At 66.6% G+C, this 21,257-nt stretch carries 21 protein-coding genes; 7 read left to right on the top strand and 14 right to left on the bottom strand.

Features of this window, described 5'->3' with window-relative positions; genetic code table 11:
- The first annotated feature begins 27 nt into the window (after positions 1-27).
- From V3B46_RS21310 to V3B46_RS21325, 4 genes are all read left to right on the top strand, one after another.
- Entirely contained in the window at positions 28-948 is a 921-nt protein-coding gene (locus V3B46_RS21310) for a YihY/virulence factor BrkB family protein (RefSeq protein WP_329892847.1), read from the top strand.
- Between the two features lie 61 nt (positions 949-1,009).
- The gene (gene dnaG, locus V3B46_RS21315; protein ID WP_106466852.1) at positions 1,010-2,749 is read left to right on the top strand and encodes a DNA primase; all 1,740 of its coding nucleotides are present in this window, start codon (positions 1,010-1,012) and stop codon (positions 2,747-2,749) included.
- Between the two features lie 27 nt (positions 2,750-2,776).
- Entirely contained in the window at positions 2,777-3,277 is a 501-nt protein-coding gene (locus V3B46_RS21320) for a protein tyrosine phosphatase family protein (protein ID WP_106466851.1), read from the top strand.
- Positions 3,278-3,305: 28 nt separating this feature from the next.
- A complete protein-coding gene (locus V3B46_RS21325) occupies positions 3,306-4,277 on the top strand; it encodes a bile acid:sodium symporter family protein (RefSeq protein WP_154262058.1) in 972 nt (323 codons plus the stop codon).
- Between the two features lie 164 nt (positions 4,278-4,441).
- On the opposite strand, the gene cyoE is transcribed toward V3B46_RS21325, so the two are convergent.
- From cyoE to V3B46_RS21345, 4 genes are read right to left on the bottom strand one after another with little or no spacing between them, the layout of a single operon-like run.
- Positions 4,442-5,335: a heme o synthase gene (gene cyoE, locus V3B46_RS21330; protein ID WP_014035731.1), complete on the bottom strand. Its 894-nt coding sequence runs from the start codon at positions 5,333-5,335 to the stop codon at positions 4,442-4,444.
- 4 nt (positions 5,336-5,339) lie between these two features.
- Positions 5,340-6,503, bottom strand: a complete 1,164-nt coding sequence (locus tag V3B46_RS21335) for a COX15/CtaA family protein (RefSeq protein ID WP_329892848.1) — start codon at positions 6,501-6,503, stop codon at positions 5,340-5,342.
- A 10-nt stretch (positions 6,504-6,513) separates the two neighbouring features.
- Positions 6,514-7,083, bottom strand: a complete 570-nt coding sequence (locus V3B46_RS21340) for a hypothetical protein (protein WP_088023629.1) — start codon at positions 7,081-7,083, stop codon at positions 6,514-6,516.
- A 50-nt stretch (positions 7,084-7,133) separates the two neighbouring features.
- Positions 7,134-7,859 (bottom strand): SURF1 family protein, encoded by a 726-nt coding sequence (locus V3B46_RS21345; RefSeq protein ID WP_329892849.1) that lies wholly within the window; start codon positions 7,857-7,859, stop codon positions 7,134-7,136.
- Between the two features lie 57 nt (positions 7,860-7,916).
- Between V3B46_RS21345 and V3B46_RS21350 the strand changes: the two genes are divergently transcribed.
- Positions 7,917-8,135, top strand: a complete 219-nt coding sequence (locus V3B46_RS21350) for a twin transmembrane helix small protein (protein ID WP_010484233.1) — start codon at positions 7,917-7,919, stop codon at positions 8,133-8,135.
- 20 nt (positions 8,136-8,155) lie between these two features.
- Here the strand turns inward: V3B46_RS21350 and V3B46_RS21355 are convergent, their stop codons facing one another.
- From V3B46_RS21355 to V3B46_RS21380, 6 genes are read right to left on the bottom strand one after another with little or no spacing between them, the layout of a single operon-like run.
- The gene (locus tag V3B46_RS21355; RefSeq protein ID WP_005412024.1) at positions 8,156-9,031 is read right to left on the bottom strand and encodes a cytochrome c oxidase subunit 3; all 876 of its coding nucleotides are present in this window, start codon (positions 9,029-9,031) and stop codon (positions 8,156-8,158) included.
- A 13-nt stretch (positions 9,032-9,044) separates the two neighbouring features.
- Positions 9,045-9,635 carry a cytochrome c oxidase assembly protein gene (locus V3B46_RS21360; RefSeq protein WP_099551639.1) on the bottom strand — a complete coding sequence of 197 codons (591 nt, stop codon included), beginning with the start codon at positions 9,633-9,635 and terminating at the stop codon, positions 9,045-9,047.
- On the bottom strand, positions 9,632-9,850 hold the full coding sequence (locus V3B46_RS21365) for a hypothetical protein (protein WP_329892850.1): 219 nt from the start codon (positions 9,848-9,850) through the stop codon (positions 9,632-9,634). Before V3B46_RS21365 ends, V3B46_RS21360 begins: the two co-directional genes overlap by 4 nt.
- Before the next feature lie 8 nt (positions 9,851-9,858).
- Positions 9,859-11,466 (bottom strand): cytochrome c oxidase subunit I, encoded by a 1,608-nt coding sequence (gene ctaD / locus V3B46_RS21370; protein ID WP_004153896.1) that lies wholly within the window; start codon positions 11,464-11,466, stop codon positions 9,859-9,861.
- Between the two features lie 59 nt (positions 11,467-11,525).
- Positions 11,526-12,488, bottom strand: a complete 963-nt coding sequence (gene coxB, locus V3B46_RS21375) for a cytochrome c oxidase subunit II (protein ID WP_329892851.1) — start codon at positions 12,486-12,488, stop codon at positions 11,526-11,528.
- Between the two features lie 11 nt (positions 12,489-12,499).
- Positions 12,500-12,976, bottom strand: a complete 477-nt coding sequence (locus V3B46_RS21380; protein ID WP_004153894.1) for a DUF2244 domain-containing protein — start codon at positions 12,974-12,976, stop codon at positions 12,500-12,502.
- A gap of 274 nt (positions 12,977-13,250) precedes the next feature.
- On the opposite strand from V3B46_RS21380, the gene putA reads away from it, so the two are divergent.
- Entirely contained in the window at positions 13,251-16,469 is a 3,219-nt protein-coding gene (putA, locus tag V3B46_RS21385; RefSeq protein WP_329892852.1) for a bifunctional proline dehydrogenase/L-glutamate gamma-semialdehyde dehydrogenase PutA, read from the top strand.
- A 118-nt stretch (positions 16,470-16,587) separates the two neighbouring features.
- On the opposite strand, the gene V3B46_RS21390 is transcribed toward putA, so the two are convergent.
- The 3 genes from V3B46_RS21390 to V3B46_RS21400 form a co-directional block, all read right to left on the bottom strand.
- The gene (locus tag V3B46_RS21390; RefSeq protein ID WP_329892853.1) at positions 16,588-17,661 is read right to left on the bottom strand and encodes an AAA family ATPase; all 1,074 of its coding nucleotides are present in this window, start codon (positions 17,659-17,661) and stop codon (positions 16,588-16,590) included.
- Positions 17,648-18,247, bottom strand: coding sequence for a nicotinamide riboside transporter PnuC (pnuC, locus tag V3B46_RS21395; protein WP_329892854.1), 600 nt, complete (start codon positions 18,245-18,247; stop codon positions 17,648-17,650). The genes V3B46_RS21390 and pnuC overlap by 14 nt, the downstream gene beginning before the upstream one ends.
- A gap of 142 nt (positions 18,248-18,389) precedes the next feature.
- Complete coding sequence (locus V3B46_RS21400) at positions 18,390-19,739, bottom strand: outer membrane protein transport protein (RefSeq protein ID WP_329892855.1); 1,350 nt, start codon at positions 19,737-19,739, stop codon at positions 18,390-18,392.
- 226 nt (positions 19,740-19,965) lie between these two features.
- On the opposite strand from V3B46_RS21400, the gene V3B46_RS21405 reads away from it, so the two are divergent.
- Positions 19,966-20,658 (top strand): rhomboid family intramembrane serine protease, encoded by a 693-nt coding sequence (locus V3B46_RS21405; RefSeq protein ID WP_019662230.1) that lies wholly within the window; start codon positions 19,966-19,968, stop codon positions 20,656-20,658.
- A 116-nt stretch (positions 20,659-20,774) separates the two neighbouring features.
- On the opposite strand, the gene V3B46_RS21410 is transcribed toward V3B46_RS21405, so the two are convergent.
- Positions 20,775-21,185, bottom strand: a complete 411-nt coding sequence (locus V3B46_RS21410; RefSeq protein WP_154262044.1) for a hypothetical protein — start codon at positions 21,183-21,185, stop codon at positions 20,775-20,777.
- Between the last annotated feature and the right edge of the window lie 72 nt (positions 21,186-21,257).

Raw genomic sequence — 21,257 nt, forward strand, 5'->3', positions numbered from 1 at the left:
CGTCGGTCGCCTGCTACAACCGCACACATGGTTGAACCCGAGCCCAACGTTCCCGTGTCACTGCACAAGTACATCCAGCGCCTGCAGGACAGCTTCCCGATGGCGGTGGCCAAGCGCTTCATCGACGTCGACGTGCTGACCCAGGCAGCTTCCGTCTCCTTCTACGCCCTGCTGTCGATGGCACCGTTGCTGGTGCTGCTGCTGTGGCTGACCGCCTCGCTGTATCCACCGGCCCAGCAGGCGCTGATCGACCAGATCAGCTCGGTGGCCGGCAGCAGCGCGGCTACCGTGGCCGAAACCGTTCTGAAGAACGCCGACAACCAGCCGGATGTCGGCTCACTGGCGGGTGTGTGGAGCACGCTGCTGCTGTTCGTCGGCGCCACCGCCGTGTTCGCTCAGCTGCAGAACGCACTGAACCTGATCTTCCGCACCAGCGGCGAGCGCCTGGAAGGCCTCAAGGCCTGGCTGCGCAAGCGTGTGTTCTCGTTCGGCGTCGTGCTGGCGCTGGGCTTCCTGCTGATCCTGTCGATGACCGCCACCACGGTGCTGCAGGTGGCCTTCGCGCAACTGCCCTCGATCCTGCCCGCGCTGGGGTACGTCACGAGCCTGCTGCTGTACGCGGTGGGGTTCGCCTTCATGTACCACTACCTGCCCGACCGTCGCGTGGCGTGGCGCCAGGCCTTCATCGGCGGCGTCATCACCTCGGCACTGTTCGCACTGGGCCGCTATGGCATCGGCGTCTACATCGCCACCGTGGCACCCGGCAGTGCCTACGGCTCGATGGGCGCGCTGGTGATCTCGCTGGTCTGGATCTACTACGCCACCGTCGTGTTCTTCGTTGGCGCCCTGATGACCGCAGTGATCGATGAGCGCCTGCGCGCGCGTCATCACCTGGCCGCAGCCGGCATTGATCCGGCAACCGCCAGCCAGGAGCCCGACAAGGGGTAAACTAGGGCGACCGCCCCCGGTTCCGTCGCGTGGTCCTGTACCGCGCCCTGCCCTGTTGCCCATGGCCCGTATCCCCGACGCTTTCATCGACGATCTGCTCGCCCGCTCCGACATCGTCGAGGTGGTGGGCAGCCGCGTGCCGTTGAAGCGACAGGGCAAGGAATACGCAGCGCGTTGCCCGTTCCATGACGAGCGCTCGGCGTCGTTCACGGTCTCGCCCACCAAGCAGTTCTATCACTGCTTCGGCTGTGGCGCGCACGGCACCGCGATCAGCTTCCTGATGAACTACGACCGCCTCGAATTCCTCGACGCGGTGGATGAACTGGCCAAGCGCGCAGGCATGGAAGTGCCGCGCAGCGAGAATCCGCGCAGCCCCCAGCAGCAGGACGACAGCCGCGAGCTGTACTCGGCGCTTGAGGCGGCCACGAAGTTCTTCCAGAGCAACCTGCAGGGCAGCGACAAGGCCCGCAGCTACCTGGATGGCCGTGGCGTGGATGAAGAGAACCGCGCGCGCTTCCAGATCGGCTACGCGCCGGATGGCTACAGTGGCCTGCGCGATGCGCTGGGCAAGGACGAGCGGCGCATGAAGCTGCTCGACCGCGCCGGTCTGTTCTCCAAGAACGACCGCGGCCACGTCTACGACAAGTTCCGCGACCGGGTGATGTTCCCGATCTTCGACCGCCGTGGCCGGGTGATCGCCTTCGGCGGCCGCGTGTTCGAGAAGGATGACGGCCCCAAGTACCTCAATTCGCCGGAAACCGCGCTGTTCCACAAGGGCCGCGAGCTGTACGGCCTGTGGCAGGTGCGCCAGGCCAACCAGAAGATCGAGCGGTTGATCGTGGTCGAGGGCTACATGGACGTGGTCTCGCTGTTCCAGTTCGGCGTCACCCAGGCGGTGGCAACGCTGGGTACCGCAACCACGCCGGACCATGCCGAGCTGCTGTTCCGCAACGCACCAGACGTGTTCTTCTGCTTCGACGGCGACGCCGCCGGCCGCCGCGCCGGCTGGAAGGCGCTGGAGTCGGTGCTGCCGCGCATGAAGGATGGCCGCCAGGCCTTCTTCCTGTTCCTGCCCGATGGCGAGGACCCGGACAGCATCGTGCGCAAGGAAGGCGCCGAGGCCTTCAACGAACGCCTGAAGCAGGCCACGCCGCTGTCGCAGTTCTTCTTCGACGAACTGACCCGCGAAATCAACCTGGGCACGCTCGATGGCAAGGCGCGCCTGGCCGAGCGCGCAAAGCCGATGCTGGCGCAGATTCCCGACGGCGCTTTCGGCGACCTGATGAAGCAGCAGTTGGCGCAGCTGACCGGCTTGGGCGGCAATGCCCAGGCAGCACGCGCACCGCAACTACAACGCCAGCCCTCGCGCACGATCCAGCCGGTGGCCAAGCGCAGCTTGGTGCGCGGCGCGATCGCCGTGCTGCTGCAGCAGCCGTCGCTGGCACTGACGCTGGGGGGCAAGCACCACTTCCAGGGTCTGCGCCTGCCCGGCGTGGAGCTGCTGCTGGAGCTGCTGGACCTGGTCGAGCAGCGTCCGGACATCAGCACCGGCGCACTGCTGGAGCACTTCGACGGGCGTGAGGAACAGGCCTCGCTGCATACACTGGCCGCGCAGACGCTGCCCGGCACCGAGGCCAGCTGGACCCAGGAACTGCACGACGCGGTGGCCCAACTGGAGAAACAGCTGCTGGTGCAACGTCTGGAGGAGTTGTTGGCAAAGCAGCGCCAGCAGGGCCTGGACGATACTGACAAGTACGAACTGCGCGAGCTGCTGAAGGCGCGCGCCGGACTGCGCCTGTAGCGGCAGAACGTTTTCACGGAGAGGACCATGCTGCTGCGCCTGACCTGCCTGCTGTTGTTGTCGCTCTGCCTGCCGCTGACGGCCCTGGCCGAAGATGCGCCCCTCAACGAAGTCCGCCCCGGCCTGTATGCCGGTGGCCAACCCAGCGCTGCGCAACTGCAGTCGCTGGCCGCGCAGGGTGTGCGCACCGTCATCGACCTGCGCCAGCCCGGCGAAGACCGTGGTTTCGACGAGACTGCCCAGGCCGAAGCGCTGGGCCTGCGCTACGTGCGCATCCCGGTGGCCGGTGCCGAGGGACTGGATGCAGCCAACGTGCGCGCCGTGCACCAAGCCCTGCAGCAGAGCCAGGGCCCGGTGCTGCTGCACTGCGCGTCGGGCAACCGTGCCGGTGCCGTGCTCGGCCTGGTCAATGCACGCTACGAACACGCCAGCCCGGAACAGGCCCTTCAGCTGGGCCAGCGTGCCGGCCTGAAGTCGCTGGAAGCCGCCACCCGCCAGCGCCTGGCCACGCCGGTCACCTCGCCCTGAACCCTCCGCACCAAGGACCCTGCCCACCATGACCCGCTGGTGGTCGCGCCTGCGACCGGACAACTTCACCCTCGCCCTGCTGTGCACCGTCGGCCTGGCCTCGCTGCTGCCGATGAAGGGCGCTGCCGCCATCGTGCTCGACGATGTCACCACCGTCGCCATCGCCGCGCTGTTCTTCCTGCATGGTGCGCGCCTGCCGCGCGAGTCGATCATCGGCGGCATGCTGCACTGGCGGCTGCACCTGACCATCCTGGCCTGCACCTTCATCCTGTTCCCGCTGCTGGGGCTGATGTTCAAGCCACTGTCGGGCTGGCTGCTGACACCGGAGCTGTACCTGGGCGTGCTGTTCCTGTGCACCCTGCCCTCCACCGTGCAGTCGTCCATCGCGTTCACCTCGATGGCCCACGGCAACGTGCCCGCAGCGGTGTGCAGTGCCTCGCTGTCGAGCATCCTCGGCGTGTTCCTGACCCCGTTGCTGCTGACCGCGCTGGCCGGCACCTCTGGCGGCATCCACGACCCCCTGCATGCGATCGGCGGCATCATGCTGCAGCTGCTGGTGCCCTTCGTGGCCGGCCATCTGCTGCGGCCGTGGATTGCCGGCTGGGTGGAAAGGCAGCGCGCGCTGCTGCGCTACACCGACCAGGCCACCATCCTGCTGGTGGTGTACTCCGCGTTCGGCGAAGCGGTGACCGAAGGGCTGTGGAGCAAGACACCGCTGCTGTCGCTGCTGGCCGTGGCGGTGGTCGCCGCCGTGCTGCTCGGCATCGCCATGCCGCTGATCACCTTCATCGCCCGCCGCCTGCGCTTCAACCGCGAGGACGAGATCGCCATCGTGTTCTGCGGCTCGAAGAAGAGCCTGGCCACCGGCGTGCCGATCGCCAAGGTGTTGTTTGCGGGTGGCAGCCTGGGCGCGATCGTGCTGCCGGTGATGATCTACCACCAGATCCAGCTGATCGTCTGCGGCGTGATCGCGCAGCGGTATGCGAAGCGCGCGCCCTGATTGGGCGCGCGGGGTTGTTCCGGGTAAACCATCCACGCATGGCGTGGATCTACTCCAAACCACGGATGACGTGAACCAACAGTAGATCCACGCCATGCGTGGATGCTCCCGCCATCAGGCCGGGCCTGAGTCGAGCATGGCTCGACTCTACAAAGGGCAGCCCATTACAACCAGGGCAGGATCCAGTGGTCCACCAGCAGGAAGGCGAACAGCGCCATCAGGTAGACGATGGAGTAATAGAACATCTTCATCGAGAACAGCTCGTCCGGCGGGTCCAGCATGCGCCAGGCGTACCAGAGGAACACGGCATTGAGCACGATCGCGCCGCCCAGGTAGAACGCACCGCTCATGCCCACCAGGTACGGCAGCAGGCAGACCAATGCCAGCACCACCGAATACACCATGATCTGCTTGCGGGTATGCACCACGCCGTGGGTCACCGGCAGCATCGGGATCTCCGCCTTGGCGTAGTCCTCGCGGCGGAAGATCGCCAGCGCCCAGAAGTGCGGCGGCGTCCAGATGAAGATGATCAGCACCAGCAGCGACGAGTACGCCCAGTCCGACGAGCCCTGCATGCCGGTCACCGCAGCCCAGCCCAGCATCGGTGGCATCGCGCCGGCCAGGCCACCGATGACGATGTTCTGCGAGGTCGCGCGCTTGAGGTACACGGTGTAGATCACCGCATAACCGATCAGCGAGGCGAAGGTCAGCACGGCGGTGATCAGGTTCACCCACAGCACCAGGATGGTCATCGACAGCACGATCAGCACGCCGGCGAACACCAGTACCTGCCACGGCTTGACCTTGCCCACCACCAGCGGGCGCCACGAGGTTCGGGCCATCTGCGCATCGATGTGCGCATCCAGCAGCTGGTTGATCGCGGCCGCAGCCGAGGCCGCCAGCCAGATGCCGAGGAAGCCGAGCACGCCGGCACGCACCTGCTCCCAGCTGGGCACGCCGGGGATGGCCAGGACCATGCCGACCAGGGCAGTGAAGACGATCAGGGCGACGACCTTGGGCTTGGTCAGGTCCCAGTACTGGCGGTAATTGGAAAACATGGAATCAGTCCGGCGCACGCAGGCGGGCCAGCAGGCTGACCAGCACGAACAACAGGGCAACGGCCACGCCGTTATGGGCCACCGCCACTTCCAGCGGCAGCGCCAGCTTCACATTGAGGATGCCGAGCGTGACCTGCAGCACCAGCAGCGCGATCAGCGCGCTGGCCCAGCCACGCATGCTCGGCAACCGGAACAGGCGCACGCCCAGCCACAACAGGTAGACGGCCACCACCACCGCGAACAGGCGGTGCGTCATCTGGATGGCGATACGCGAGGCGCCATCCAGCACGCCACCTTCGTAGTCCACGCCGATGCCGCGCCACAGGGTGAAGCCCTCGACGAAGTTGTGCTGCGGCCACCACTGGTTGGCACAGCGCGGGAAGTTGTCCAGCGAGGCGCTGCCGCCGCCACAGGCCAGCGCCGCGTAGTTGGCACTGACCCAGCCCCCCAGCGCGATCTGGGTGACCAGCACCGCCACGCCGATGCGCAGCAGCCACTTCAGCTTCGGCGCTTCGGCCAGGGTGATCGGCATGTGCGTTGCGCGCCAGGCCATCCACACCAGCAGGCCGAACATCAGCATGCCGCCCAGCAGATGACCCATGACCACGATGGGTTTGAGCAGCAGGGTCACCGTCCACATGCCCAGCAGGGCCTGGAAGATCACCACCGCCAGGGTCAGCAGTGCAGCGCGCGCCAGGTCGATGTTGCTCCAGCGCAGCGCGGCGATCAGCAGGATCGCCTCGCCGATCAGCGCCAGCACGCTGGCCGTGCCATGCCAGCCCATCATGTACAGCGGTATGCCGGCGGCCACCAGTACGCAGGCGGTCACTACCGCCGTGCTTCCGAATCGCCGCTTGCGCGTGGCCAGCAGCGCCAGGGTCAGGATCTCGATGCCCAGCGCGCCGGCCAGGAAGCGGTGCACCTGCTCACGCCAGGCCTTGTGAGTCTCCAGCGGGCGGATCTCCGCCGCCGGGTGGCCGATGGTCTCTTCCACGTGTTGCGGCCAGGTGGCCTGGCCATAGCAGGTCGGCCAGTCCGGGCAGCTCAGGCCGGCATCGGACAGGCGCACGAAGGCGCCGAACATGATCGTGCTCGCGGTCATGATCATGGCGAACCACGCCAGGCGGTGGAAATTGCGGTGCAGCGCCGGACGCGCGGAAAGGCTCATCAAACGGGACTCACTTCAGTTTCAGCAACGTGGCCATGTCCTTGCGCAGGCCACCCAGGTCGGTACCCGGGGCATGACGCATGATCACGAAGCCGTTCGGATCGATCACGTAGACCGGCAATCCCGCCGGATCATCGACGCCAGGCAGCGCCGCGCGCAGGGCTGGCGAAGGCGCCAGCGGCCGCAACGCGGGCAGCGAGGCGATCGACGCCGGTGGCGTTCCCAGCCACAGAATCTCGACATTATCGGCGTTATGGCCGAACAGCTGCCACACCTTGCCCAGTCCCTGCGACAAAGTGACGCACTGCGCGTCACAGGCGCCGGACGGGGCCACCAGCAGGCGCCAGGTACGGGCCTCGGGATTCCACGGATAAGGCTGGCCGCTGGCCAGCGTGGGCGCCTGCTGGCGCAGGTCCACCGGCGGCTTCAGCAGCTGGCCGGCATTGCGGTGCCCGGTCGGCTGCCAGCCGGAGAAGCGCAGCACGGCGGCCAGCGCCATCGCCCCGAAGAACACGGCAAACAGCAGTACCAGGGTCCGGCGGCCGGAGCCGCGCGCCTGCGGGGACGTAGCAGTGTTCATGCGTGGCATTTTCTCATGGTTGGGTAAGGGATGCCGGCCGGCGGCCGGCGCTACCGGGCGATGGGGCGCCGCCTGCGCCGCTCCAGCACCAGCGCAACGACGAGCACGGTCAGGGCCAGCCCGAACCACTGCACGGCGTAGCCCAGGTGACGCTGCGGCGGCAGCGTGTTCGGCAGCAGGTCCAGATCGCGTTCGTCGCCGAATGGCAGCGCCGGGTCCAGGCGCAGCACGCGGTCGGGCAATGCAGGCAGGCCAAGCGCCGCCGCCAGACCTTCGGCGGGCAAACGGCTGGCCAGCCAGCGCCCGGACTGATCGGTAGCGGAGAACGCGGGCCCCAGTGCCAGTCCCGCTGACGGCGGAGGCGCCAGCAGCCCACGCACGGCCACCGGCGAAGGCGGCGCCGGCACATCCGGCAACGTGCGATCCGGCGGCAGCGCGCGCCAGCCGAGATCGACCAGCAGCACGCTGCCATCGTCACTGCGGAACGGACGATAGATCTTCACGCCAGCGCGGCCGTGCCGGGTCTGGTTGTCCAGCAACACCACGCCAGCCAGGAAGCGGCCGTGGTCGGCCACGCCGTGCAACGCGCCGGGCGCCGCCAGGGCCTGCGCCAGTGGCAGCGCCTGTGCCACGGCTGGACCTTGTGCATCCAACATTGCCTGTTTGGCATGCATGCGCTGCAGCTGCCACAGCCCCAATGCGCTGAAACCGGCCATCGCCAGCAGCGCCAGCAGCGCCAGCAGCCAGCCGATCAGGCGCGTGTGCTGGCGCATCATGACAAGTCCGCCCAAACGCGGTCAGATAGGCCCATCCACCCTGCCCTCGAGCCGCGCATGAGTGATTCGCTGAAGACCCTGCTGGTAATCGCGTTTCTGATCGTCATCGTCTGGAATCTGGGCGCCGGCCTCTACTACCTGCTGGTCGACCGCGGCCAGACCAAGCGCACGGTCAACGCACTGACACGCCGCATCGGGGTGTCGGTGGCCTTGATCGTACTGGTGATCGTGAGCATCTACATGGGCTGGATCAAACCGCACGGCATCGGCGGCTGAGGCCACCGATACGCGCGCGGTCAAAGCACGTAGACGAACATGAAGAGCATCAGCCACACCACGTCGACGAAGTGCCAGTACCACGCGGCGGCTTCGAAACCGAAATGGTTGTCGCGGGTGAAGTGCCCCTTCGCCGAACGCAGCCACATCACGATCAGCATGATCGTGCCCAGCAGCACGTGCGCGCCGTGGAAGCCGGTCAGCATGAAGAACGTTGAACCGTAGATGCCCGAGCCGAGCGTCAGATTCAGTTCCTTGTAGGCGTGGATGTACTCCTCCGCCTGCAGGGTCAGGAAGCCGAGGCCGAGCACCACGGTCAGGCCCAGCCAGATCAGCAGCTGGCGGCGGTTGCCGGCTTTCAGTGCATGGTGGGCGATGGTCAGGGTCACGCCGGAGGTGAGCAGGATCAACGTGTTGATCAGCGGCAGGCCCCAGGCCGGGATGGTCTGGAACGCGCCACCGATCGCCGCCGGGCCGTTGGTGGGCCAGCCGGCGGAATAGCCCTGCCAGAGCAGTTCGTTGGTCATCACCCCGCGACCTTCGCCACTGAGCCACGACAGGCCCAGGTTGCGGGTGTAGAACAGCGCGCCGAAGAACGCACCGAAGAACATCACTTCGGAGAAGATGAACCAGATCATCCCCATCCGGAACGAACCATCGACCTGGTGGTTGTAGTTGCCGGCCTGCGATTCGCGCACCACGTCGCTGAACCACCAGAACAGGGTCAGTACCAGCATCGCGATGCCGATGTAGAACGTCCAGCGTCCCCAGCTGGCATCGTTGAGCCAGCTGGCCACGCCCACCATGGTCACCATCATCGCGATGGAACCCACGAACGGCCATTTGCTCTGGGCCGGGACGAAGTACACGTTGGCGTCGGTCGGTGTCTGGGCCATGTCGGTATCCGGGTCAGGGTGCGGCGTGCGCGCCTTCCGAGGTGGCGGCCGGGGCCAGCCGATCGGACAGCGCGTCGTTGCGGTAGAAGGTGTAGGACAAGGTGATCGTCCGGATCTCCGGCGGCAGATCCGGATCGACGATGAAACGCACCGGCATGTCGCGCTTCTCGCCAGCCTGCAGCGTCTGCGCGGTGAAACAGAAACATTCGGTCTTGCTGAAGAAGCCCGAGGCACGCGCCGGCGCCACCGAAGGCACCGCACTGCCGACCACCGCCTGCTGGCTGTCGTTGCGTGCGAAGTACAACGCTTCGTTGAGTTCGCCGGGCACCACGTCCATGGTCAGCTGTTCGGGATGGAACGACCACGGCAGGCGCGAGTTGACGCCACCATCGAACTCCACGCGCACAGTGCGCTTGCCGGCCGCCGCACCCGCACTGGCTTCGCCGCCGGGGCCGCGCTCCAGGCGCACACCGAACACCTTCTCGCAGGCGATGCGGTACAGCGGCACCAGCGAGAACGTGAGCAGGAACACCGCCACCGCCACACCGATCAGGCGCGGCAGCCCCGCACTGCGTGACGGTGTGCTGGCCGGTGCCTCGCTCATCGGCCGATCACCCCGCTGAGGATGAAACCGCCGTAGACCAGCACGGCGATGGCGCCGACCCACATCGCCGTGCGCCTGGCGCGCCGGCGTTGCTGTTCGATGCCGTTTTCCGGGGCGTCGCCCGGGCTGTTGTAGAGCCGAGCCATGCTCGGCTGCTTTTCGTCAGCCGAGCATGGCTCGACTCTACAGGTCTGCAGCGGGCTCTCGTTATGCATGCCCCACCTCAGTGCGTGATGTCGTCATGCGCCAGATCCCCCGGGCGGATGGTCGGCGGCGTGGTGAAGGTGTGCGCCGGTGCCGGCGATGGCAGCGTCCACTCCAGCCCACGTGCACCTTCCCAGGAACGCGCCTCGGCCTTCTCGCCATTGCGCAGCGAGGACAGCAGGATCGCGGCCATCATGAACGGGGTGACGAACATGCCGAACGCACCGATCGAGCTGATCAGGTTCCAGTCGGCGAAGGCCACGCTGTAATCGGGAATGCGGCGCGGCATGCCGGCCAGGCCGAGGAAGTGCTGCGGGAAGAACAGCAGGTTGACGAACACGATCGACCACCAGAAGTGCACCTTGGCCCACTTCTCGCTGTACATGCGCCCGGTCCACTTCGGCCACCAGTAGTACACCGCCGCGATCAGCGCGAACACGGCGCCGGTCACCAGCACGTAATGGAAGTGGGCGACCACGAAGTAGGTGTCGTGGTACTGGAAGTCAGCCGCCACGATGGCCAGCATCAGGCCGGAGAAGCCACCGATGGTGAACAAGATGACGAAGGCCACCGACCACAGCATCGGTGCCTCGAACGTCAGCGAGCCACGCCACATGGTGCTGACCCAGTTGAACACCTTCACGCCGGTCGGGATCGAGATCAGCATGGTGGCGAACATGAAGTAGATCTCGCCACCCAGCGGCATGCCCACGGTGAACATGTGGTGGGCCCAGACGATGAACGACAGGAACGCGATCGCGGCGGTGGCGTACACCATCGCCTGGTAGCCGAACAGCGGCTTGCGGCTGAAGGTCGGAATGATTTCGCTGACCACGCCGAAGGCGGGCAGGATCATGATGTAGACCTCGGGATGCCCGAAGAACCAGAAGATGTGCTGGTACATCACCGGGTCACCGCCACCGGCGGCGTTGAAGAAGCTGGTGCCGAAGAACTTGTCGGTCAGCAGCATGGTCACCGCACCGGCCAGCACCGGCATCACCGCGATCAGCAGGAAGGCGGTGATCAGCCAGGCCCAGCAGAAGATCGGCATCTTCAGCAGGTCGATGCCCGGCGCGCGCATGTTGAGCACGGTGGCGATGATGTTGATCGCGCCCATGATCGAACTGATGCCGGCCACGTGGATGGCGAACACGCTGAAGGCGACGTTGTAGCCGCCCTGCAGCGACAGCGGCGGGTACAGCGTCCAGCCACCGGCCGGCGCGCCACCGGGCAGGAACAGGGTCAGCAGCAGCAGGCTGAAGGCCACCGGCAGCAACCAGAACGACCAGTTGTTCATGCGTGGCAGCGCCATGTCCGGCGCGCCGATCTGCAGCGGAATCATCCAGTTGGCCAGGCCGACGAAGGCCGGCATCACGCCGCCGAAGATCATCACCAGCGCATGCACGGTGGTCATCTGGTTGAAGAACTCGGGCTTGACGAACTGCAGGCCCGGCTGGGCCAGCTCGGCGCGGATCACCACGCTCATCGCCGCACCGATGATGAACATGATGAAGCTGAAACCCAGGTACAGCGTGCCGATGTCCTTGTGGTTGGTCGAGAAGAACCAACGCTCGAAGAAACTCTGCTGGTGATGGTGATCGTCGTGCCCAACTGCCGAGTGCGCCATTGCAAAACACCTCTCAGAATCGGTTGTCACCGCAGCCGCGAACGGCCGCGGGCTTTACATCACGCGCCGCTGGCCGCGGTGGCAGGCGCGCTGCCGGCTTCAGCAGCAGCAGGTGCAGCCGGTGCCTCGCCCGTCGGTGCCGTCGGTGCCGTCGGTTCGGCAGGTGCCGCAGGCGTCGCCGGCTCAGCAGGCGGCGCGGGCTTGCGCTGCGCCAGCCACTGCTTGAATTCCTCCTTGGACACCGCCTCGACCACGATCGGCATGAAGCCGTGGTCCTTGCCGCACAGCTCGGCGCACTGGCCGCGGTAGACGCCGGGCTGCTCGATGCTGGTCCAGGCTTCATTGATGAAACCGGGGATGGCGTCCTGCTTCCAGCCCAGCGCCGGCACCCACCATGCGTGGATCACGTCGTCAGAGGTGATGACGAATCGCACCTTGGTATCGACCGGCAGCACCAGGCGGTTGTCGACATCCAGCAGATAGTGCGGATGGCTCTCGCGGGTCGGCACGATGCCACTTTGCCGCACGCGGTCGGACTCGCGGTCCAGGCGGCTGGTGAAGGTGACGTTCTCGCCAAGATATTCGTACTTCCACATCCACTGGTAGCCGGTGACCTTCACCGTCATCTCGGCATCGCGGGTGTCGTACATCTTGATCAGGTTGGCCGTGGCCGGCCATGCCATCACGATCAGGATGATCACCGGGATGACCGTCCAGATGATCTCGGCCTTGGTGTTGTGGCTGAAGGTGGCGGCGACCGCGCCCTTGGATTTGCGGAACTTGAAGATGGCGTAGGCCATCGCGCCGAACACGATGACGCCAATCACCGTGCAGATGATCAACGACAGGTTGTTCGATTCCCAGGCCAGGCGCGAGGTCTGGGTCACCCCCTTGCCCATGTTCAGCTGCCACGGCTTGGGATCGGCCGCCTGGGCCCAGGCCAACGCCGGCATCAGTCCCCCGGCCACCATGGCGGCGACCGCTGCAACGCACTTCGTGCCCCACCTGCTGCTTTGCTTCATTGCCTAGACCCTTAGCGTCGTCGGTTGCCGCCATCGCTGGCGGCGAGCAAGCTTTCAAGTGTCTCTGCAAGCGTCTGACGTTCGGCCGGCGCGAGGAAACTCCCCACCTCCACCTGCCGGCCGCTGGATGCCAGCCGGACCCTCTCGTCGTCGGTGAGCAGGCGCACCCAGTGGGGGTGGGCCCGGAACACCGGCGATCCACCGGGTACGGGGATGACCTCCACGTACGCCGGCACTACCCGGATCTCCTCCTGCCGTTCACCACTGCGCCACAAGGCACGCAGCGCCGCCGCCAGCACCAGGCTGTACAGCAGCGCGAACAGGGGGGCGAACGCATTGCCGGCCAACCACCCGAGGGCGGACACCAGCCACATCGCACCCGACAACACGGTGAACAACAGGACGAACTGCCGGGCATCGAGCGCCCGTGGGGGACGCAGCCGCAGCTGCGTACCTGACCCATCCGGAGCTGGAAGCACCTCGATCATGTCGCAACCGCGTTCCTGCCGCGGGAAACGTCTCGATGGTAGCCCTGCCCTCTCGCCGGTAGCAAGGGTGCATTCACACTTTTTCCCATGCTGCAACACAGCATGGGGTCGGCGGCACCAATGACGAATTCAGCACAAATTATGTCGAGCTTGCTGAACACGCTAAATCCACCGCAGCTAGGGGCTATCAGCACTTCACGAAGGTGGCTGTGGGGCACTTCCGCAACCGGCAAAAATGATTAAAATCGCCAAGTTTTCCACTGGCCGGACCGGCATGAACGCACCTTCCTCCTCCCCTGCCGCCCACGACGCCCTGCGTCCCGGCGCGCTGCTGTCGCCGGAACTGCCGGCGCCCCCCAACCCGTTCCGCCAGGCCATCACCGATGCCTGGTTGAAGGACGAGGCCAGCCACGTGCGAGAGCTGCTGGCGCAGGCCCGCCTGCCCGTCGAGGAGCAGGCCAGGGTGCAGGCGCTGGCCGCCGACCTGGTCGGCCGCGTGCGCGTGCGTGCCAAGGACCAGGGCGCGATCGAAGCCTTCATGCGCCAGTACGACCTGGGCAGCGAGGAAGGCGTGCTGCTGATGTGCGTGGCCGAGGCGCTGCTGCGCATTCCGGACCAGGACACCGCCGACAAGCTGATCCGCGACAAGCTGGCCGATGCCGACTGGGAAAAGCATCTGGGCGGCAGCGACTCGGTGCTGGTCAACGCCTCCACCTGGGGCCTGATGCTGACCGGCAAGCTGGTGCAGATGAACGACGCCACCCGCGCCGATGCGCCCAGCGCGTTCAAGCGCCTGGTCGGCCGCGTCGGTGAGCCGGTGGTGCGCCTGGCCGTGCGCCAGGCGATGAAGATCATGGGCCACCAGTTCGTCATGGGCCGCACCATCAGCGAAGCGCTGTCGCGCTCGCACAAGGGCGACAATGCGAACTACCGCTACTCGTTCGACATGCTGGGCGAAGGCGCGCTGACCATGAAGGACGCGCTGCGCTACCTGGAAGACTACCGTCGTGCGATCCACGCCATCGGCGGCGATCACAAGGCGCGTGGCGGCCGTCCGGACGGCGACGTCAACAACGCCCCGGGCATCTCGATCAAGCTGTCGGCGCTGTACCCGCGCTACGAGCACGCCAAGCGCGAGCGCGTGCTGAAGGACCTGGTGCCGGGCGTGCTGGAACTGGCACAGCTGGCCAAGAGCTACGGCATCGGCTGCACCGTCGACGCCGAAGAGTCCGACCGCCTGGAACTGTCGCTGGACATCATCGAGCAGGTGTTCTCCGACGCCTCGCTGGCCGGCTGGGACGGCTTCGGCGTGGTCGTGCAGGCCTACCAGAAGCGCACGCCGTACACGATCGACCACCTGGCCGACATGGCCCGCCGCGCCGGTCGCCGCCTGCAGGTGCGCCTGGTCAAGGGCGCCTACTGGGATGCCGAGATCAAGCGCGCGCAGATCGAAGGCTATCCGGGCTACCCGGTATTCACCCGCAAGCAGAACACCGACGTGTCCTACCTGGCCTGCGCCAAGCGCCTGTTCACCCATGCCGACGCGATCTACCCGATGTTCGCCACGCACAACGCCCACACCATCGCGGCCGTGCGCAGCATCGCCAATGGCGGCGTGTACGAGCACCAGAAGCTGCACGGCATGGGCGACGACCTGTACGCCGAAGTGGTGCCGGCCGACCGCTTGAACCTGCCCTGCCGCGTGTACGCGCCGGTCGGTTCGCATGAAGACCTGCTGCCGTACCTGGTGCGTCGCCTGCTGGAAAACGGCGCCAACTCCAGCTTCGTCAACCGCATCACCGATGAACGCGTGCCGATCGCCGACCTGATCCGCGATCCGGTCGAGATGGTGTCCTCGTTCGAATCGATTCCGCATCCCAAGATCCCGCTGCCGGTTGACCTGCTGCGCAGCCAGAACCACGACAGGAAGAACTCCATGGGCGCCAACCTCGCCAACGACAACGAACTGCGCGCCCTCGCCGAGCAGATCAACGCTGCTGTGAAGCCCTGGCAGGCCGCCCCGCTGGTGCCGGGTGCGAACCCGGCCGGCGCCGCGCTGCCGGTGACCAACCCAGCCGATACCCGCGAAGTGGTCGGCCAGTGGCTGGCCGCCGATGCCGCCACCGTGCAGAAGGCCCTGGCCAACGCCGTGGCCGCGCAGCCGGCCTGGAACCGCACCCCGGCCGCCAGCCGCGCCGCCATCCTCGAGCACGCCGCCGACCAGCTTGAAGCGCGCATGCCGGAGTTCATGGCGCTGTGCGTGAAGGAAGCCGGCAAGAGCCTGCCCGACAGCATCGCCGAAGTGCGCGAAGCCGTGGATTTCCTGCGCTACTACGCCAAGCAGGCACGCGAGCAGTTCAGCCACGCCGAGAAGCTGCCGAGCCCGACCGGTGAGTCCAACGAGCTGCAGCTGCACGGCCGCGGCGTGTTCGTCTGCATCAGCCCGTGGAACTTCCCGCTGGCGATCTTCCTGGGCCAGGTCGCTGCCGCCCTGGCCGCCGGCAACAGCGTCATCGCCAAGCCGGCCGAGCAGACCAACCTGATCGGCTACTACGCGGTGAAGCTGCTGCACGACGCCGGCGTGCCGGCCGAGGTGGTGCAGTTCCTGCCGGGCGACGGTGCCACCGTCGGTGCCGCGCTGACCGCCGACCCGCGCGTGGCCGGCGTAGCCTTCACCGGCTCCACCGACACCGCCCGTGCGATCAACCGCGCGATGGCTGCACGTGACGCGGCCATCGGTGTGCTGATTGCCGAGACCGGCGGCCAGAATGCCTTCATCGCCGACTCCTCGGCACTGCCGGAACAGCTGGTCAAGGACGCGATCGGTTCGGCCTTCACCTCCGCCGGCCAGCGTTGCTCGGCCGCGCGCGTGCTGTTCGTGCAGGACGACATCGCCGACAAGGTGATGACCATGCTGGCCGGTGCGATGAAGGAACTGAAGGTCGGCAACCCCGGCCTGCTGTCCACCGACGTCGGCCCGGTGATCGATGCCGATGCGCTGAAGATCCTGCAGGATCACGCCGCGCGCATGGACCGCGAAGCGCGCCTGATTGCTGCCGCCGAGCTGTCTGCCGAAGCCGCCAACGGCACCTTCTTCGCACCGCGTGCGTACGAACTGAAGGACCTGGGCCAGCTGCAGAAGGAAGTGTTCGGTCCGGTCCTGCACGTGATCCGCTGGAAGGGCGACCAGCTCGACGCGGTGATCGACCAGATCAACGCCACCGGCTACGGCCTGACCCTGGGCGTGCATTCGCGCATTGACGAGACCGTCGACCGCATCAGCAACGGCGTCCACGTCGGCAACGTCTACGTCAACCGCAACCAGATCGGTGCGGTGGTCGGCGTGCAGCCGTTCGGAGGCCAGGGCCTGTCCGGCACCGGTCCGAAGGCCGGCGGCCCGCACTACCTGCTGCGCTTTGCCACCGAAAAGACGGTGACGGTGAACACCACCGCTGCCGGCGGCAACGCCTCGCTGCTGACCCTGGGCGACTGATCGCAGGCGTCAGGCAGCGAACGAAAAACCCCGCGAAAGCGGGGTTTTTTGTGCTTCTGCTTCCTGTAGAGCCGAGCCCACGCTCGGCTTGCATGGTGCAGCGGGCACTGGATCGGCTCTACAGCGTCGGGGTGACACTGAACCGGTTGTCCGCCCGCTTCGCCAGCTCGCCCTGCACGCGTGCGATGCGCGCCTCCAGATCGCCTTCCAGCAGCACGTACTCGACACCCTCTGCCTGCAGCTGCGCCAGGTACCACGCATGCTGCTGCGACCGGAAGGCTTCGCCCACGCGCGTACCATCCTGGTCGAACGGAATATCCGGCGCGCACAGGAACAGGAGGTCGTAGCGTCGTCGTGCCGCCTGCCGCAGCGGTTCCGGCGCCGTGCCGAACATCCAGCCGCTGTACCCCAGCGTTACCCACGGCGTGGTATCGCAGAACAGCCAGCGATGCGCGCGCCGCGCGGCCTCGTCTTCGTGCTGTGGCTGTGTCATAGCGATGCGAATCAGATCGTCGGGCGTCAGTTCTCCGCCCTGCTGCTCCCACAGGGTGCGGCCATACTCTGGCACCCAGGCGGTCTGCAGGTGCTCGGCCAGCACGCGCGCCAGCGTGGTCTTGCCGCTGGACTCGCCACCGATGAAGGCCACGCGCTGCACATGGTCGGCATACACCTGCGGTGCGAGGCCATGGCGATGCGCATGCGGATCGGTGCGCAGCTGGGTGCCACAGGCCTGCCCGACGTCCAGCGCGCGCTCCAGCCGCTCATGGCGCACCGGTGTGCCGAAGTGCGTGGCCAACGCCTGCGCGAAGCCGTCTCCATAGTCCTCACCGGTGTACACCGCCTGCACCGGCCCACCGAACAGGTTCAGGCACAGCCACGCGGTGAAGTCCCGCTGGACCTGTTCGTCATCACTGTCCTGCGGCAGTGCTCGCACTGGCAAGCCATGCCGCATGCACAATGCCGCCAGTCGCGCGTCGTCCAGCACCGCTACCGTCGCCTGCGGGAAACGCGCACGCAGCCAGCGCTCGCGGCGCTCGGCGCTGTAGCCGGCAAAGCCCGGCTGCGACCAGCCGATCACCAGCAGCTGCTGACAGCGCGTGGCGGCGAAGTCGATCAGTCGTTCATGGCCGAGGTGCAGCGGGCAGAACTTGCCCACCACCAGCCCCCGCGCAGCGCGCTCAGGCAGCGGCATCGGCCGCCCTGGCCTCGTTGCGCATCAGGTGCCGCCAATGACGCAACGCCACCAGCGCGTTGATCCAGAAGCCCACGTACAGGATCGAGGTCAGGTGCAGGCCACGGCTGTAGTACAGCGGCACCGCCACGGTGTTCACCAACAGCCACACCCACCACGATTCCAGCTTGCGCCGCATCATCAGGATCTGCGCGATGACGCTCAACACCAGCACCGCCGAATCGATGTAGGGCGCGTAGGCGTTGGTCAGGCGGGTCAGCATCCAGCCGTAGCCGAACGTGGCCACCACCGCCAGCGGCGCCAGCCAGGCCCATGCACGCGGTCGCAATGCGGTGATCGGCAGCGGCGCGCCGTGATCGCCGCGCAGCCACTGCCACCAGCCCAGCACGCTGATGGCAATGAAGAAGAACTGCAGCACCATGTCCGCGTACAGGTGCGAGCGCTCGAACACCGCGGCAAACAGCGCACAGCCGACGATGCCCAGCCACCAGGTGTGCACGTTGTTGCGGCCGGCCAGCAGGATCGAGCCGGCGACGGCGATGTTGGCAGCCAGCTCCAGCTGGAAGTTCGGATCGGACAGGTTCATGGCGCTATTGTCGTGGATCCACGCCGTGGATGGCTGCGATCTTCAGTAGATCCACGCCACGCGTGGATGGCCCGTGGCCACAGAAAAAGAAAGCCCCGCTTGCGCGGGGCCTTCCGTGTGCTGCGTCAGGCCGAGGCCTGAATCAGAACTTGTACTGGAACGAAGCCGCCAGCACGTCGCCACGGACCTTGTACTTGCCCGACAGCGAGTTGCCCTGGTTGGCAGTGGTCGCACGCACGTTCACGTTCGGATCGCTGGTGAACAGGTGGGTGTAGCCAAAGTTGTACTCGGTGTTCGCCGACGGGGTCCAGCCCACGCCCAGCGACAGCCACTTGCGGCTGGTATCCGGCACGCGCACGTCGCGGTGGGCGTCGGTGGTCGGGGTCTGGTCCAGCGCAACACCACCGCGCAGGGTGACGGTGTCGCTCAGCTTGTAGTCGGCGCCCAGCGACACGAAGGTGGTGTCACGGTAGCCGAACTCCAGGACCGAGTCCGCCTGCGGCGACGCGTAGTCAACGGTCACGCTGTCAAACGCGGTCGACCAGGCGGTACGGGTCACGTCGCCCATCACGGTCCAGCGGTCGTTGACCTTGTGGGTCACGCTCAGGGTGGCCGAAGCCGGCATGGTCACCGTGGCCTTGCCGCTGGTGTCCATGAACCAACCGCGGGTACGCGGCGAGTTGGTCAGCAGGGAACGGGCGCGGTCGGCGCCGCTGAAGGTCGCATCACCACCGGTGATCTTGTGCTCGACCTTCGAACGGTAGCTCAGGCCGATGTGGGTGTTCTCGTCGATCGAGAACAGGCCACCGACGGTCCAGCCCACGGCATTGTTGTCACCCTCGATCTTCAGGGTGCCATCCGCGCTGCCCGGGGCGAAGCCCGGAGCGCCGGCGCCGGCCAGGATGCTGCCGTAGTCGACGGCGTTGCTCAGCTCGATGGTCAGGTGCTCGACGAACACCGACGCGCCGAAGGACACGTACGGGTTGACGTCATACGACGCGGCGAAGCCGAGGTCGATGGCCTTCAGATCGGTCTTCAGGCCGCTGTAACGACCGACCCAACCGTTGTCGTATTCGGTCTTGAAGCCGAACGGTGCGGTCAGCGACACACCGAAGTGAGCCTTCTCGCCGATCGGCATGTGGAAGTACGCAGCCGGGACCGGAGCGATCATGCCGGCGTCGCCGCCGTCACCACCGGTCTGCGGGCGGCCTGCCGCATTGCGGCCCTGGCCCTTGAACTCGGCCTTGAAGCTGATGGCGCTCAGGTCGCCCTGGACCATCGTGCCATCCAGCTGGCGCATGCCGGCCGGGTTGACGGCGATGATGGAGGCGTCGCCTTCGGCGCTGCCGGAACCGGCGAACGCGCGGCCGAGGCCCTTGGCGCTGTTTTCCTTCAGCTGGAAGGCAGCAGCGTTGGCGTCGGCGGCGGCCAGCGCACCGGCAACGCCGACGGCCAGCAGGGTCAGACGGGCAATGGTGGAAGCGGTTTGCATCGTAGTTCTCTCTCCGGTAAGCGGTGATGGTGCTCTGAGTGCGCCTGCGCCCGGCAGGCCTTGGGGCCCTTCGGAGCGCGCCGGATTCCCCTCCCGACATACGACGCCGTATGCGAGTATTACCCAGAGCTGTTAATGAAACAATAACAGCGCAGGCGCTTTTTTCGTCCCAGAAGCTGAACAGGACAATCCCCGCCGTAAGCGCCCGCACGCTAGGCTATTGCCCATGTTCGTCTCACTCCCGTCGCGCAAGAAGGCGGCCCTGCGCTGGGCCACGCCCGTGCTGTTTGCGGCACTGTGGCTGGCGTTCCTGTGGTCGATCTCGCGTCCGGACGACGCCCGCGGCAGCCTCTGGCTGGACTGGGGCGCCCTGTCCACCGGCCTCACCCACCCGCTGGACTGGTGGGCGACCCTGCAGGACGGCAGCGTGCTGCGGCTGTTCACGGCCCTGTTCCTGCACGCGGACTGGTCACACCTGCTGGGCAACCTGGTATTCCTGCTGATCTTCGGCCTGCCCGCCGAGCGGGTGCTGGGGCCGTGGCGGCTGCTGCTGCTGTTCCTGGTCGGCGGCGCGGTGTCCAATCTGGTGGCGATCTACACCATGGGCAGCCCGGACCAGATCATCATCGGCGCCAGCGGCGCCGTGTCCGCACTGATCGGCGCCTATCTGGCCCTGTTCCCGGGCGCCCGGCTGGGCGTGGTCATTCCGCTCGGCCTGTTCCTGGAGTTCGTGCGCGCCCCGGCCTACCTGCTGATCGGCGTATGGGCCGCCCTGCAGGTGGTGTTCGCCCACATCGGCCCGAGCTTCGGCATGGTCGCCTGGTGGGCGCACATCGGCGGCTTCGTGTTCGGCGTGGTGTACGGGGTCTACGTGCGGGCGGCCATCGCCCGCCGCCTGCGCAAGCGCCACGGCTTCTGACCCTGGTAGTGGCGGCCGCAGGCCGGCTCCACGCGCACCCGCTCGTTCGTGGCGTCGAGCGTGCTCGACTCTTTCATCGATATGGATCTGCTCCGTCCGCGATGACGCCGAATGCGTCACTCGCGACTGACCACCAACGTGTTGTGGTGGGTATCGAACAGCAGCGTAGCGCCGTCATCCAGCACCACGAAGTACTCAAAGAACGGCAACTCGCCGAGCAAAGGAATCAGTTCACCTGCCTGCAGAGTCCAGATCGGCCACGGCAATGCGCGCTCATCTGACGCTACCAGGCATATTTCACCGTTCACTTCCGCCAGCAGTTCAGCCAAGCAGGAAAGGCCTTCATCGCTGCTGTCGTATTGGATCGTCTGATCAGACGTCGCTTTGCCTGCCCACCAATAGACAAAGCGCGGATCGATTCCATGGCGGCCCGCCAGGGATTCCAACAGGGTGGCGGCCCGGTCAGGTGGCAGCGGATCACGGCCAAGCAGTTGGCTGATCGTAGTCGCCAGGTTCGAATCGTCCATGGGCCGATTCTATCGGGCAACGCCTCGGCCGCGTCGGTTCTGGATGTGCAGGGTGTCCGCCGGGCACAGCCC

Source organism: Stenotrophomonas sp. SMYL11 (assembly GCF_036320005.1).
GTDB classification, from domain to species: domain Bacteria; phylum Pseudomonadota; class Gammaproteobacteria; order Xanthomonadales; family Xanthomonadaceae; genus Stenotrophomonas; species Stenotrophomonas maltophilia_A.